Here is a 15,281-nt window from a genome sequence, read left to right as displayed (position 1 = left end):
GTCAATTCCTCACTTCATCAGTCAGTTTGTGCGGCACGCCCACATGAGCGGTAGCGCCGGTCGTCTTGCCCTTGACCAGCGGCTGCGAGCGCTCGAAATTCGCACCTGCTACCGCATCGCCGATGATCACCATGACGGGACCATCCAACTCGTCGCGATACTGCAGGTCCGGCAGATCCTTCAGCGTGCCGTGCAGCAGCTTACGGTCAGCCCGGCTGGCATTTTCGATCACCGCAACCGTGGTCTCCGCCGGCAGACCGGCCTCGATCAGGCGGGCTGCAACAGAGGCTGCGACCGTGCGGCCCATATAGACGGCAATGGTGGCGCCGGAAATGGCAAGACGCGCCCAATCGGGCAGAACATCGCCGGTCAGGTCGTGGCCGGTGGTAAAGATCAGCGAGGATGCGACACCGCGCAGCGTCAGCGGCAGTTCGAAATTGGCGGCCGCAGCAAAGGCCGAGGTAATGCCGGGCACAATCTCATAGGTGATACCGGCTTCGCGCAGAGCGGCCATCTCTTCGCCGGCGCGGCCGTAGACCAGCGGATCACCCGATTTCAGCCGCACGACGCGCTTGCCGTCCTGGCCGAGGCGCACCAAAAGCTGGTTGATCTCATCCTGCGATTTCGAATGGCAACCCTTGCGCTTGCCGACAGACAGGCGCTCGGCGTCGCGGCGGCCCATATCGACTATCGCCTTCGGCACCAGGGCATCATAGACGATCACATCTGCTTCCATCATCACGCGCTGGGCGCGCAAGGTCAAAAGGTCTTCGGCACCCGGACCGGCGCCGACCAGCCAGACGTGACCTGGAACACGATCGACCGACTGCAACAGCCGGGATGCCTCACGACGGGCCTCGGCCACATTTCCGAGCGACACCTGATCGGCGACGGGGCCTGAGAAGAAGCGACGCCAGAACACACGGCGGGAGACACCACGCGGCAGCACACGATCGGCGGTATCACGATAGGCCTGCGCCAGCGAGGCAAGCGCGCCGAGAGATGGGGACAGGAGCTGATCGATCTGGGCGCGGATCATCTGGGCAAGCACAGGACCTGCGCCCTCCGTGCCGATGGCAACGGCAACCGGCGCACGATTGACCAGCGCCGGCGTCAGGAAATCGCAGAATTCCGGTTGATCTACCGCATTGGCAGGAATTTTCTGAGCGCGGGCTGCCGCAACGATCAAACGATCCTGCTCGGCATCGCCGGTGGCGGCAAACACCAGCGTCGCGCCGTCGACCTGAGTTGCCTCGAAGGGCTTTTGCACGAGTTCGACGGCATTTCTTGACAGGAAAGCCGCAAAGCCGGCTTCCGGCTTATCCGCATAGGCAACGATCCGGGCCTGCGTGTTCAGCAACAGCCGAACCTTGGCAAACGCCTCGTCGCCATTGCCAAAAACCGCCACACATTTCTGCGCAACGCGGAAGAATGCCGGAAAGACGGTCAGTTGCTCGGTCATAACGTGGGAATCTGATCCTGTTACAGGTTAAGGGGAATATCCCCTTTATACCGTGAAAATTGAAGAAACAGAAATTCCGATGCCTTTGCAGGCGGATATTCTTTTGCTCGACTCCAGCATAATTTGAGCAAATATCTCCGAGGACGAGACCATTGAGGCCGGCAGGATCGGGTTTCCAAGCATTGCCTATGGCACTGGAAATCCGCTAAATGCCCATAATCCTAGTGTCCGGAGCCTTGAGCTGATGAACAATTCCAAGCTTGCAGAACGACTGCTCACCGTCATCGAAACCGATGTCCTGCCGCTGACGGAAAAGGGGGTCGCGGTCGGCAACAAGGTTTTTGGCGCGGCGATCCTGCGCAAGTCGGATCTGTCGCTGGTCATCGCCGAAACCAATAACGAGACGGAAAATCCGCTCTGGCATGGCGAAGTGCATACGCTGAAGCGCTTTTACGAGCGCGCGGAAAAGCCGGATACCAAAGAGCTGATCTTCCTCTCGACCCATGAGCCCTGTTCGATGTGCCTCTCGGCGATCACCTGGGCCGGCTTCGACAATTTCTATTATCTGTTCAGCCACGAGGATTCACGCGACGCGTTCTCGATCCCGCACGACCTGAAAATCCTCAAAGAGGTTTTCCGGCTCGAGCCCGGCGGTTATGCCAAGACCAACGCATTCTGGCGTTCGTCCTCGATCGCCGATCTGGTGGCGACCTTGGATAACGCCGAAAAAGCGGCACTTCGGGCACAGGACCAGCGCATTCGCGCAAGATACCAGTCGCTGTCGGACGCCTACCAGTCCGGCAAGGACGATAACGCCATTCCGCTGAACTGAGCCCCCATGCAGCCCTCCAAGGATATCCACCGCCTGCTCGACATCATGGAAGCCCTGCGCCAGCCGGAAACGGGTTGCCCATGGGACATCGTCCAGACCTTCGAGACCATCAAACCCTATACGCTGGAAGAAGCCTATGAGGTTGCCGACGCGATCGAGCGCGCAGATATGGACGATCTCTGCGAAGAACTTGGCGATCTGCTGCTGCAGGTGGTTTTTCACGCCCGCATGGCTGAAGAAGCCGGCGATTTCGCTTTCGGCGATGTGGTGGAAGCGATCACCCGAAAGATGATCCGGCGCCATCCGCATGTCTTTGCGAGGTCTGACGCGGACACACCCCAGGCCGTGAAACTGCAATGGGACGAAATCAAGCAGACGGAAAAAACCGAACGCCTTGAACGGCGGGCAAAGCGTGGCCTGCCGGGGGATGTCAACACGGGGCATTTGGGCTCTGTTCAGCGCAGCTTTCCGGCACTGGTCGAAGCCTTGAAGCTGCAGGAACGGGCAGCCAAGGTCGGCTTCGACTGGTCTTCGCCCGAACCGATCCTCGACAAGATCGAGGAAGAGATCGCCGAACTGCGCGAGGCCCTGGCATCGAACGACAAGGAAAAGGTAGCGGACGAACTCGGTGACCTGATCTTCGCCGTCGTCAATATCGGCCGCCATGTCGGCGCCGATCCCGAAATGGCGCTGCGCGGCACCAACACCAAGTTCCGGCGCCGTTTCGCGCATATCGAGACGGAACTGGAGGCGGCTGGAGAAACGCTTGAAGCGGCAACGCTGGAACGGATGGAAAGTCTGTGGCAGGCCGCCAAGGCAATCGAGCGGCAGCTGGCATAATACGTTGCGATCGATTGACGTAACGGCATGCCGTTACGTCAATGTGCATTTCAGACCTACCAGTCCTGGGCCGCGGCTTTCTGGCCATTGCCGAGGCGCCGGTCGAGTTCTTCCGATTCGCTTGGCGTCATGCGCAGATCAAGACTGACGGAACCGTCCTCCAGGTCTTCCCGGCCATCGACCATCGTGTGCTCATAGACCCAGGACAGCAGTTGCAGCTTGTTGGCTGGCAGCACGACATTGCATTCCATCAGGACGCCGGACAGGCGCTTGTTGATCTCGTCGAGCAGGTGATCGACACCCTCGCCCGTGACGGCTGAAACGGCAACGGTGTTTTCGCTGTTTACCGCCTTCTGGACGAGGCTTTCATGCGCGTCGGCATCCAGCAGATCGATCTTGTTCCAGACCTCGATGATGCGTTCCGAACGCGCCTTCTCGTCGATGCCGAGGCCGTCAAGAATACGCACGACATCCTGCGCCTGCACCTGATTGTCCGGATCGGCGAGATCGCGCACATGCAGGATCAGGTCGGCTTCCAGCACCTCTTCCAGCGTCGCACGGAAGGCGGCGACCAGATGGGTCGGCAGGTCGGAGATGAAACCAACGGTATCGGACAACATGACCATGCGGCCATGCGGCAGCTTCATCCGGCGCAGCGTCGGATCGAGCGTGGCAAACAGCATGTCTTCGGCGAGAACACCGGCACCGGTGATGCGATTGAACAGCGTCGATTTGCCGGCATTCGTATAACCGACGAGGGCGACGATCGGATGCGGCACCTTCTTGCGCTTGGCGCGGTGAAGCTGACGGGTGCGGCGCACCTGCTCCAGCTCCTTCTCGAGCTTGACGATCTTTTCCTGCAACAGCCGGCGGTCGGCTTCGATCTGGGTTTCGCCCGGACCACCCATGAAGCCGGCACCACCGCGCTGGCGTTCCAAGTGGGTCCAGCTGCGAACCAGACGGCCCTTCTGGTAGTTCAGATGCGCAAGCTCGACCTGGAGCGTACCTTCCTTGGTGGAAGCGCGGCGGCCAAAAATTTCGAGAATGAGACCGGTCCGGTCGATGACCTTGCAGTTCCACTCCTTTTCCAGGTTGCGCTGCTGCACCGGGGTCAGCGGATGATCGATGATGACGAGCCCGGCATTGTGCTCGCTGAGCAGATGGCCGATCTCTTCGATCTTGCCGCTGCCGAGCAGCGTGCCCGGCTTCGGCTGGGCGACGGGCACGATCATGCCGTGCACGACTTCAAGATCGATGGCGAGCGCAAGCCCGATCGTCTCTTCCAGCCGGCTTTCGTCGCTGCGCGTCGAAGTCGCGGCGATAATCTCAGCGTTCTGTCTGCCCGTCTTTTTCAGGACTGGGACGATGACAACGGCGCGCATGTCATCACGAAGCTTTTCAAGCTCCGGGATGATCGACGCCGATTTGGTATCACGTTTGGTAATGTGTCTTGTATCCCGTCAGGATGCGGATTCTTCGCTCTCGAACATCTGCATCGGCTGGCCCGGCATGATTGTCGAGATTGCGTGCTTGTATACGAGCTGGGAATGCCCGTCACGCCGCAAAAGCACACAGAAGTTGTCAAAAGACGTGACAACGCCCGTCAGTTTCACACCATTGATAAGAAAAATTGTCAGAGATATCTTCTGCTTGCGGACGGTATTGAGAAAAAGATCCTGCAAGTTCTGAGAACGTTCCGCCATAGCGCCGCTTCTTTCTTATTTTCCGGTACGATTTAACCGGTTGATTATACAATCTGAATAGCCCGAACGCTGAAAAAACTCGTCTTTAAAGCGTCCCCCCGGATTTGGTATCAAATCGCGGTCTTTTCCGCAATGTCGAAAAAGGCTTCACGAATTTTCTGTGACACGCTGCCCGGATGGCCGTTGGCGATGGTTTTACCGTTAACAGAAACGACCGGAAAACAGATACTGGTGGCAGCCGTGATGAAAACCTCGCGCGCTTCCTGCATGTCCTCGACGGAAAAAGCCTCTTCGACAATCTCCAGCCCGATCGCAGCGGTGACATCCTTCAGCGTCGTGCGGGTGATCCCGCGCAGGATGCCGTGTTCGGCGTGACGCGTCCGCAGACGGCCTTCCTTGTCGACGATCCAGACATTGGTTGCTGCGCCCTCCTTCACCGTTCCATCCGGATCGACAAAGATCGCCTCCTGGGCGCCCTGCTCCTTGGCCGCTTGCCGTGCCAGCACATTCGGCAGCAATCCAACGGATTTGATGTCGACACGGTCCCAGCGGTTCTCGGGAACGGTTATGGCGTTGATGCCGAGAGCATTCTTCCTGGCGATCACCGACGCATCGGTACGCTTGGCTGTCACCACGATAGTCGATGGTGTATCGGCTGCTGGAAAAACATGGTCGCGCCGCGCAGCACCTCGCGTAACCTGCAGATAGAACAGGCCGTTCCTGACCCGATTGCGGCGCGCGACTTCGCGAATGACCAGGACAAGCGCTGCTCGTTTCATCGGCCAAACTATCCGCAGTTCGCGCAGCGACCGGTCCAGCCGGTCGAGGTGTCGGGTCAGATCGACGATGAAGCCGTGGCGGATCTCGCAGACCTCATAGACGCCGTCGGCGAGCTGGAAGCCGCGATCCTCGATATGGACAGCAGCTTCGGTATGACGCTGGTAGGCGCCGTTGACATAGGCAATGCGCGACATGGATGACCTGTCTTAGAACGATAACAACCGGGTTTTCAGACGCCGAGCGATTTCAGTTTGCGATGCAGCGCTGAGCGCTCCATCCCGACAAACTCCGCCGTGCGGGAAATATTGCCGCCGAAACGGTTGATCTGGGCGATCAGGTAGTCCCGTTCGAACATTTCACGCGCCTCCCGCAAAGGCAGCGTCATGATGTGATGGTCCCCTTGCGTCGAAATCTTCGGCAGGCTGTCACCGACTTCGCTCGGCAGCATGTCGGCCGAGATCGCCGTATCCGGACCATCGCTGCGGGCGAGAATCATCAGCCGTTCGATATTGTTGCGCAGCTGCCGGATATTGCCCGGCCAGTCGTGCGATTGCAGGACGGCCAACGCGTCGTCACCGATCTTGCGGGTGCGAATGCCCGCCTGCTCGCTGATCTGGCGCATGAACATATCGACCAGAAACGGAATATCCTCGCGCCGTTCCGCCAGCGGCGGCACACGAACGGGAATGACGGCCAGCCGGTGGTAGAGGTCCTCGCGAAAGGCACCTTCGGCAATCTGGCTTTCGAGATTATAGGCGGTCGAGGAAATGATGCGGACATCGACCTTGACGCGTTTTGATCCGCCAACCCGCTCGAATTGCTGATCGACCAGAACGCGCAGGATCTTGTTCTGTGTCTCGCGCGGCATTTCACCGACTTCGTCGAGATAGAGAATACCGCCATGGGCCTCTTCAAGCGCGCCGGTCTTGCGCGGCTGGCCCGGCGTTCCCTCGGTACCGAACAACGCCATTTCCATGCGATCAGGGGTGATCGCCGCAGCATTCAGCGCCACGAACGGTCCACCTGCCCGTGAGGACTTCCGGTGGATCATCCGGGCCACCAGTTCCTTGCCGGAGCCGGACGGACCGTGGATCATGATGCGGCTATTGGTCGGCGCAACCTTCTCGATCGTCTGGCGCAGCTGCGACACGGCAACGGAGGTTCCGATCAGCTCGACGGGATCGCCCGAGCGCTTCTTCAGCTCGGAGACTTCCTTCTTCAGCTTGGAGTTTTCCAGCGCCCGTTCAGCAATGAGAATCAGCCGGTCTGCCTTGAACGGCTTTTCGATGAAGTCATAGGCACCGCGCCGGATCGCCGAAACGGCGGTCTCGATATTGCCGTGGCCCGAAATCATCACCACCGGCAGGTCCGGATAGCGGCTCTTGATCTCGTCGAGCAGCGCTAGACCATCAAGGCGGCTGCCCTGCATCCAGATATCGAGGAAGACGAGGCGCGGCACGCGATCGCTGATGGCGGCAAGCGCGCTGTCGCTATCGAACGCGGTGCGGGTTTCGTGCCCCTCGTCGGACAGGATACCGGAGACGATTTCGCGAATGTCTTCTTCGTCGTCCACAACCAGAATGTCAGCCGCCATAGGAAGTATCCTTGTCTTGTCTGTCTTCAGTGCCGCTGCTTTGTCCAGCCGGCGGCAAGATAATGCGAATCATCGCACCCTGACCCCGATCGAAATCGGCGGGAGCATCATGCAGTTCCAATTGTCCGCCATGATCCTCGATGATCTTCTTGACGATCGCGAGACCAAGGCCGGTGCCCTTTTCGCGCATCGTCATATAGGGCTCGAGAATTCGATGGCGATTTTCGGTCGGCAGTCCCCGGCCGTTGTCGATAATATCAACAACGAACTGGCCGCTCGTTTCATTCAAACGTGATCGCACCATCACCTTGCGATCGCCGCGAACGGCATCCGCAGGCAGGGCCTCGATCGCTTCGACCGCGTTCTTGATGATGTTGCCAAAGGCCTGTCCCAGCATGCGGCTGTCGAATGTGCCGTCGAGCGGCTCCTCGCCGAGATCGCGGATGAAAGTCACATGGGTGTTGCCCATCTCGCGCAGGAAAATCGCGTCCTTCAAGATATTGCGCAGATCAGCCTTTTCCTTGGTCGGCTTGGGCATGCGCGCGAAACCGGAAAATTCATCGACCATGCGGCCGATATCCTCGACCTGGCGAACAATCGTATCCGTGCACTGGTCGAACACCGCACGGTCGTCCTGGTTGATCTGCTTGCCGTAGCGGCGCTTGAGCCGCTCGGCCGACAGCTGGATCGGCGTCAGAGGGTTCTTGATTTCATGGGCGATGCGACGCGCCACATCGGCCCAGGCGGTCGAGCGCTGGGCGATGACAAGATCGGTAATGTCATCGACAGTGATGACGTAGGAATCCTTGGCATCGTGCGATTCCTCGCGCGTCACCTGAACATTCAACGTCCGCTCGGTGCCGCCGCGCATGATGTTGATCTGCTTGCGGTAATCGTTGCGATGGCGGCTGGCAGCCTCATTGAGGACCTGTTCGATCTCGGGCGCCACATCGGCAAGCCTTTCACCCACCAGTTCCAATGTCGTACGCGACAGGAAATGCTCCGACGACGGATTGGCGATGGTGATGCGCCGGTCGTCCTCGACACCGATCACGGCTGCCGTCACGCCGGAAAGCACCGCCTCGATAAAGCGGCGCCTGTCATCCATCTCGTCCTTCGCCTCGAGGATCTGGTCGCGTTGCGTGCGGATTTCGGCGATCATCTTGTTGAACGTGCGCGACAGGCTGCCGACATCGCCATCCACCGCATGAACGGGCACGATGACATTCAGATTGCCGCTCGCAACGCTGTCGGCTGCGCCGATCAGAAGCCGGATCGGCCGGACGATCCGGTCAGCGACCGCGATAGCCGTCCAGATAGCAGCCAGAAGCACGATCAGCGCGAAACCGAGATAAAGCACCCCGAATGCCACCTGCAACGATGTGCGGCCCGCCTCCAGGTTTTTGTATTCGGCGGTGTTTTCCTCCATCAGCCGCATCGAGCGCATCACCTTCGGATCGACGCTGCGGACGGTGTAGAGATAGGCACCCTCGATATTGTCGATCGGGATAATCGCACCGACGAGATTGGTTACCCCTGGAGGAATAAGGGTCGGCTGGCCGGATACCGTGCTCAGCAGCGCATCCTTCGGAATGGCCGGCAGCGGCCGCTCCGTCGGGATATTGGCCTGAAGGATCGGCGAACCATCGCCACGCACGAGAAAGGCGCCGAGCATGCCGCGGCCGCGGGCCTGCCGCGTCATCAGTTCAATGAAGCCGGTGCGGTCGAGGCTGTAGAGCTGGCGGTTGCGCTCCAGGTCATTGGCCATGGAGACGGTCTGCCCCTGCAGATAGCTGGCATTTTCGAGCATATAGGCCTGCGCCACATCGAGCGAGGAACTGACGATCGACTGCGTGCGCAACGAAAACCATCGATCAAGACCGACGTCGAGCGTGATGCTGGCAAAAATTGCCACCAGAATGGCAGGCGTGATCGCGACGATCGAAAACAGCGCGACGATGCGCACGTGCAGACGGGCAGCCGCCCTGCCCCGGCTACGTGCCTTCAAGAGGCGCAGGATCTCCCGGCCGATCAGAAACAGCAGTCCGATGACGAACAGCGCGTTGATCGCGGCCGAGCCGATGATGATATTGGTTTCGGGCTTGATCGGCGTGAGGCCAAGCAGAACCAGCAGCGATATGATCGCGCAGACCAGCGCACCGGTCGCCAGCAACAGGCCCGGCAGCGCAAAAGATGCGCGCCGGTCATGGCCGATCACGGCAACGTCTTCTTTCGCCAGTGGCTCAATCAGCCCTTCGGCCATCAGAAATGCATCCCCTGTCCCGCCTCGCTTTCCATGGGAAAGCAGCGGGCATTTTACACGCCGTGGTCAAGAAATGACCGCCATGACCCGATCGACGCCTGCTTTCAAACGCAGAGAGGCCAGATCCGGCGGATGACGAACGGAAAGACTCAGCTGTCACCCGTGTGCTTTCTAAGCAACATATTGTGGCGAAAATGCAACGGTTATGGGTGTCAAGTCAAGCGCTGCGAGAACTACGGTAAACCGAAACCCCAAGCTCGCGGATTTTCTTGCGCAGGGTATTCCGGTTCAGGCCAAGCAGGTCGGCCGCCTTGATCTGATTGCCGCGCGTTGCCGTCAAGGCAGCCAGTATAAGCGGATATTCCATTTCGGCCAGCACACGGTCATAAAGGCCCGCCGGCGGCAGCCCCTCGCCAAAGCCGGCAAAATACTGCCGCATGTTCTCTTCCACGGCCTGCGAAATCGACATCGACCCAGAGCGGCTCGACGCCTTCTCGATCGGGCTGTCGGGAATGTCGGAGCGCAATTCGCTTTCGATGATTTCACGGGTGATGACGTCCTGCGGATAGAGGGCGGTCAGGCGGCGCACAACGTTTTCCAGTTCGCGGACGTTGCCGGGCCACGGATGCGCCTTCATCAGTTCCAGCGCTTCCTGATCAAAGCGCTTGACGTCGAGCCCTTCCTTTTCGGCCTGCTGGACGAAATGACGGACGAGATCGGGAATATCTTCGGCGCGATCACGCAGCGGCGGCAGCCGCAGCGGCACGACGTTCAGGCGGTAATAGAGGTCCTCGCGGAACAGGCCCTGGTTGATCGACTGTTTCAGATCCTTGTTGGTCGCAGCGACGATGCGAACATCCGAGCGGATCGGCGTGCGACCGCCCACGGTCGTGTATTCGCCCTGCTGCAGCACGCGCAGCAGGCGCGTCTGCGCATCCATCGGCATGTCGCCGATTTCGTCGAGAAACAGCGTGCCGCCTTCGGCCTGTTCGAAACGGCCGCTCGAGCGGTTCTGCGCACCGGTAAAGGCGCCCTTCTCGTGACCGAACAGTTCCGATTCGATCAGATCGCGCGGGATCGCCGCCATGTTGATAGCGACAAACGGGCCGTTGCGGCGCTTGCCGTAGTCGTGCAGCGCCTTGGCGACCAGCTCCTTGCCGGTGCCGGATTCGCCGGTGATCATCAGTGTCAGATCGGTTTGCATCAGACGGGCGAGAACCCGGTAGATTTCCTGCATGGCGGCCGAGCGGCCGACCAGCGGCATGCCGTCCTGCGGATCGTCTTCCAGTTTCACCGGCTTGCGTCTGGGCTCCGCCAGTGCACGGCCGATGATGGCAATCAGTTCGGTGAGATCGAAGGGCTTGGGCAGATAATCGTAGGCGCCTTTTTCCGAGGCCTTGATCGCGGTCATGAAGGTATTCTGGGCGCTCATCACCAGCACCGGCAGATCCGGCCGCGCCTTCTTGATGCGAGGAAGCAGGTCGAAGGCATTCTCGTCCGGCATGACCACATCGGTGACAACGAGATCGCCGTCACCCGCCGAAATCCACCGCCACAGCGTCGCTGCGTTCGAGGTGATGCGGACGTCGTAACCGGCGCGGCTCAGCGCCTGGTTGAGAACGGTACGGATGGCAGCGTCGTCGTCAGCGACGAGAATGGTGGCGCCAGTCATCGGGATTGTCCTTTTATGATGGTCAGAGGCTCGCTGTCTTCGGCCGTCGGCCCTTTGGAGGCGGGCATCAGAACGCGAAATGTCGTGCGGCTCGACTGGCTGTCGCATTCGACGATGCCGCCATGGCCGCCGATGATCTTGGCGACGAGGGCAAGGCCGAGACCGGAGCCGTTGGTCTTGGTGGTGATGAATGGATCAAACAGGTGCGGCACCAGATCGGAAGGCACGCCCGGTCCGTTGTCATGAACGCAGAATTCGAGCGGCAGCGAAATCTTTTCCCGCGTTCCGGCGACCGACAGGCGGATACCCGGCCTATAGGCGGTCGTCAGCATGATTTCGCCGTCCGGCTTGTCGGCAACCGCTTCCGCGGCGTTCTTGATCAGGTTGAGAAACACCTGGATCAGCTGGTCACGGTTGGCGTAGACCGGCGGCAGCGAGGGGTCGTAATTTTCGGTGATCCGGATTTTCCGGGCAAAACCCGCCTTGGCGATGGCCTTCACATGATCCAGCACCGAGTGAATATTGACCGGATGACGGTCAACCGGCCGCTCGTCGGAAAACACTTCCATGCGATCGACCAGCGACACGATCCGGTCCGTCTCGTCGCAGATCAGCCGTGTCAGCGCCCTGTCCTCGTCATTGACCGATGTCTCGAGCAGCTGGGCTGCACCACGAATACCCGACAATGGGTTCTTGATCTCATGGGCAAGCATCGAGGCAAGGCCGGTGACCGATCGGGCCGCTGCCCGGTGGGTCAGCTGCCGGTCGATCTTGTCGGCCATCGAGCGCTCCTGGAAGACGATCACGACAGAACCCGGCTCGGACAGGACCGGCGCCACATAGAGATCGACGAGCTTGTCGGCACCGAGCCGCGGCGAGCTTAGATCGACCCGGTATTCGTTGACAGCCGCACGCCGTTCGCGGACCTGCTCGATCAGCGTCAAAAGCGGGCTGCCGAACGGAATGAAGGCGCTGATGTCGTGGCGGGCGAGATGATTGGCGCTGGCGCCAAAGAATGCCTCCGCTTCCCAGTTGGCAAAGGCAACGAGACCGTTCTCATCGACGAGGATCACCGGATTCTGGATGGCGTTGAGAACCGCCATCGGCAGCGAATTGACCGCCTTGCGTTCCTCGTCGCCCATTTTCTCGGTCATGCCGCATCCTTTTGTTCGCCGAGGCCACGCCCGGCCGCAATGGCAGCCACCGCGCCAGACAAGGCGATGGCAGGGTCGGTCGAGGTCATGATTGCCGCTTTCTCCTGCGCTGCAAGCTGCGGCGCAAACCGGCCCAGATACCAACCGAGATGTTTTCGCGCATGCCGAAGGCCGATATCGGCGCCGTAGAATTCCAGCATCATGCCGTAATGCTCGGCAACGATCTCAGCGATCTCGGCTGCATCCGGATGCTCGACCGCGCCGGCGAGCACGCCGGCATGCCAGGGCCGTCCCTGGCTGGAGCGCCCGATCATCACCGCATCGGCGCCGGAGCGCCTGAGAATTTCGTTGGCGTCGTCGCGCGTAGCCACATCGCCATTGGCGACCAGCGGTACTGAAATCACATCACGAACGGCGCGGATCGCATCCCAATCAGCAGTGCCGTTATAGAACTGCATGCGGGTGCGGCCATGAATGGTGATCATCTGGACGCCAGCCTCTTGCGCCCGCTTGGCGATCAACGGCGCGTTGATGGTATTCTCGTCCCAGCCGAGCCGCATCTTCAACGTCACCGGAACATCAACCGCCTTGACCGTCGCCTCAATCAGCGACAGCGCGTGATCCGGATCGCGCATCAGCGCCGAGCCGGAATAACCGCCCGTCACCTTCTTGGCCGGGCAGCCCATATTGATGTCGATGACATCGGCGCCATTGTCGGCGGCGATCTTTGCCGCTTCCCCCATCCAGTACGCCTCGCGCCCGGCCAACTGAACCATATGCGGATCGATGCCGGAACTCTTCAGCCGCGACCAGCTTTCAGATGCATTGCCGACCAGTTCGCGGCTTGCTACCATTTCGGTCACGACGAGGCCTGCGCCGAACCGCCAGGCCAACTGCCGGAAGGGCAAGTCCGTCACGCCGGACATCGGCGCAAGCACGACGCGGTTCCTGAAGGAGAGCCGGCCAACCCGAAACGGGGATGACAAATCCGGTATCTGCAAATGATTATCTTTCGGGCACATCTTTATTCTGCACTATTTTTAGACATACTTGACGGGCTTGCCAAGCGATTTCAGAGCTCTACGACAAAATTCTCGGGACAACTGGTAAAGCCCACCCCTTCGCGGTAAATCACCACCACGATTTGAAGCACCGCCTGCCGAGCCGGCATGCGCCTGGTGTTTGACGAAGACTGGAGCGAAAGACCTGCCCGTACACTTGGTAGCGGGCCGGGCAGCGACCTATTTGCAGGAACCCATATAGAAGATGCGCGCAAAAGAACAGTTTTCCTGTGGTGTCGTCATTGTCGCTGCCGGCCGGGGTGAACGCGCCGGCTCGCTGCAGGATGGACCGAAGCAATACCGCACCATCGGCGGGCTGCCGGTTATGACCCATACGCTTGACGTTTTTGCGACATGGCCGAGGGAAAAGACGATCGTCGTCGTCATTCATCCCGATGATGAAGCTCTGTTCGTTCATGCACTCAGCCGTGTTTCCGGTGATACCTCGAATGTCACTTTTGTCCATGGCGGGCCGACGCGGCAGCTTTCGGTGCTGGCGGGACTGAAGGCGCTGGAACAGTCCGGCATCACCCATGTGATGATCCATGATGCAGTCCGGCCTTTTATCGACCACGCGTTGCTCGACCGTTGCGTCTCAATGCTGGCAGAGGGTGCCGACGCCCTCCTGCCCGCCATTGCGGTTGCCGATACGTTGAAGCGTGGCTCTGCTGACGGAAAGGTTGTGGAGACGGTGCCGAGGGTGGCCCTCTACGGCGCCCAGACGCCCCAGTGCTTTCGCTTCGCATCGATTCTGGAAGCGCACATGAATGCCGCCGTCTCCGGCCGCTCGGATTTTACCGACGACGCCTCGATTGCCGAATGGGCCGGAATGCCGGTGACGCTGATCGAGGGATCGGTGGACAATGTAAAACTGACGATCAAACGGGATATCACCATGGCCGATGAAAAACTGAACAGGAACGCACTTCCGGACGTGCGAACCGGCAATGGCTATGACGTGCACCAGCTGATCGATGGCGACGGCGTGACGCTCTGCGGCATTTTCATGCCGCATGACCAGACACTGCTCGGGCATTCCGACGCCGACGTCGCGCTGCATGCCTTGACCGACGCCCTGCTTGCCACCTGTGGTGCCGGCGATATTGGCGATCATTTTCCACCGTCCGATCCACAGTGGAAGGGTGCCGCCTCCCGCGTCTTTCTCGAGCACGCGGCAAAGATCGTTCGCGACAATGGCGGCACGATCATGAATGCCGATGTATCTCTCATTGCAGAGGCGCCGAAGATCGGCCCGCACCGGCTGGCGATGCGGGAAAATCTCGCAGATATGCTCGGCATCTCGCTGAATCGCTGCTCGGTCAAGGCGACAACAAACGAAAAGATCGGCTTTATCGGTCGCCGCGAAGGCATCGCAGCGATCGCAACGGCAACGGTTGTCTACAACGGAGGTATCAAATGAGCGGCTGGCCGGAGGATATCGAAGCCAAGGCAGGCATGCTGATCGCCGCCTTTTCCGAACACGGCCTGATGGTGGCCACGGCCGAATCCTGCACAGGCGGCCTGATCGCCGGCGTCCTGACGGAAATTCCGGGCTCTTCGTCGGTCGTCGATCGCGGCTTCGTCACCTATTCCAACGACGCGAAGATCCAGATGCTCGGCGTCAATACTGCAACACTTGAAACGCACGGCGCCGTCTCGCGCCAGACGGCGATTGAAATGGTGCGCGGCGCACTTAGCCACTCGAAGGCAGATGTGGCGGTTGCCGTTACCGGCGTCGCCGGTCCGGGCGGCGGATCGGAAGAAAAGCCGGTCGGACTGGTGCATCTGGCGGCAGCCAGCCGAAACGGCGCGGTGCATCACCGCGAGATGCGCTATGGCAACATCGGCCGCGACTCGGTCAGGATGGCAACCGTGCGCACGGCGCTCGACATGCTGGAAGAAACGGCGGCAAGCTGACGT

The 15,281-nt window shown here is 60.1% G+C and carries 13 protein-coding genes; 4 read left to right on the top strand and 9 right to left on the bottom strand.

The features are described from left to right. Nucleotide 1: 1 nt before the first annotated feature. A complete protein-coding gene (gene cysG, locus ACP7E0_RS16620) occupies nucleotides 2-1,462 on the bottom strand; it encodes a siroheme synthase CysG (RefSeq protein WP_426126157.1) in 1,461 nt (486 codons plus the stop codon). Nucleotides 1,463-1,706: 244 nt separating this feature from the next. Between cysG and ACP7E0_RS16615 the strand changes: the two genes are divergently transcribed. Together ACP7E0_RS16615 and mazG are read left to right on the top strand one after the other, a co-directional pair. Continuing rightward, nucleotides 1,707-2,294 carry a deaminase gene (locus ACP7E0_RS16615; RefSeq protein ID WP_426126156.1) on the top strand — a complete coding sequence of 196 codons (588 nt, stop codon included), beginning with the start codon at nucleotides 1,707-1,709 and terminating at the stop codon, nucleotides 2,292-2,294. A 6-nt stretch (nucleotides 2,295-2,300) separates the two neighbouring features. After that, nucleotides 2,301-3,134, top strand: a complete 834-nt coding sequence (gene mazG / locus ACP7E0_RS16610) for a nucleoside triphosphate pyrophosphohydrolase (protein ID WP_426126155.1) — start codon at nucleotides 2,301-2,303, stop codon at nucleotides 3,132-3,134. A 56-nt stretch (nucleotides 3,135-3,190) separates the two neighbouring features. Here the strand turns inward: mazG and hflX are convergent, their stop codons facing one another. From hflX to dusB, 8 genes are all read right to left on the bottom strand, one after another. Beyond that, nucleotides 3,191-4,516 carry a GTPase HflX gene (hflX, locus tag ACP7E0_RS16605; protein WP_426126154.1) on the bottom strand — a complete coding sequence of 442 codons (1,326 nt, stop codon included), beginning with the start codon at nucleotides 4,514-4,516 and terminating at the stop codon, nucleotides 3,191-3,193. 78 nt (nucleotides 4,517-4,594) lie between these two features. Beyond that, entirely contained in the window at nucleotides 4,595-4,837 is a 243-nt protein-coding gene (gene hfq / locus ACP7E0_RS16600) for an RNA chaperone Hfq (protein ID WP_018325164.1), read from the bottom strand. Between the two features lie 110 nt (nucleotides 4,838-4,947). Then, entirely contained in the window at nucleotides 4,948-5,811 is an 864-nt protein-coding gene (locus tag ACP7E0_RS16595) for a D-amino-acid transaminase (RefSeq protein ID WP_426126153.1), read from the bottom strand. 35 nt (nucleotides 5,812-5,846) lie between these two features. Continuing rightward, nucleotides 5,847-7,211, bottom strand: a complete 1,365-nt coding sequence (locus ACP7E0_RS16590; protein WP_113315676.1) for a sigma-54-dependent transcriptional regulator — start codon at nucleotides 7,209-7,211, stop codon at nucleotides 5,847-5,849. Next, on the bottom strand, nucleotides 7,201-9,474 hold the full coding sequence (locus tag ACP7E0_RS16585; protein ID WP_426126152.1) for an ATP-binding protein: 2,274 nt from the start codon (nucleotides 9,472-9,474) through the stop codon (nucleotides 7,201-7,203). Before ACP7E0_RS16585 ends, ACP7E0_RS16590 begins: the two co-directional genes overlap by 11 nt. A gap of 217 nt (nucleotides 9,475-9,691) precedes the next feature. Then, nucleotides 9,692-11,146, bottom strand: a complete 1,455-nt coding sequence (ntrC, locus tag ACP7E0_RS16580) for a nitrogen regulation protein NR(I) (protein ID WP_426126151.1) — start codon at nucleotides 11,144-11,146, stop codon at nucleotides 9,692-9,694. Further along, nucleotides 11,143-12,300, bottom strand: a complete 1,158-nt coding sequence (locus ACP7E0_RS16575) for a two-component system sensor histidine kinase NtrB (RefSeq protein WP_113315673.1) — start codon at nucleotides 12,298-12,300, stop codon at nucleotides 11,143-11,145. The genes ntrC and ACP7E0_RS16575 overlap by 4 nt, the downstream gene beginning before the upstream one ends. Next, nucleotides 12,297-13,322, bottom strand: coding sequence for a tRNA dihydrouridine synthase DusB (dusB, locus tag ACP7E0_RS16570; protein ID WP_426126150.1), 1,026 nt, complete (start codon nucleotides 13,320-13,322; stop codon nucleotides 12,297-12,299). The genes ACP7E0_RS16575 and dusB overlap by 4 nt, the downstream gene beginning before the upstream one ends. Nucleotides 13,323-13,566: 244 nt before the next feature. On the opposite strand from dusB, the gene ACP7E0_RS16565 reads away from it, so the two are divergent. Continuing rightward, a complete protein-coding gene (locus ACP7E0_RS16565) occupies nucleotides 13,567-14,781 on the top strand; it encodes a bifunctional 2-C-methyl-D-erythritol 4-phosphate cytidylyltransferase/2-C-methyl-D-erythritol 2,4-cyclodiphosphate synthase (protein WP_426126149.1) in 1,215 nt (404 codons plus the stop codon). Further along, the gene (locus ACP7E0_RS16560; RefSeq protein ID WP_426126148.1) at nucleotides 14,778-15,278 is read left to right on the top strand and encodes a CinA family protein; all 501 of its coding nucleotides are present in this window, start codon (nucleotides 14,778-14,780) and stop codon (nucleotides 15,276-15,278) included. Before ACP7E0_RS16565 ends, ACP7E0_RS16560 begins: the two co-directional genes overlap by 4 nt. Nucleotides 15,279-15,281: the final 3 nt, after the last annotated feature.

This window comes from Pararhizobium sp. PWRC1-1 (genome assembly GCF_049897905.1).
Classification (GTDB): domain Bacteria; phylum Pseudomonadota; class Alphaproteobacteria; order Rhizobiales; family Rhizobiaceae; genus Pararhizobium.
This window is presented reverse-complemented; position numbering and strand designations above follow the sequence as displayed.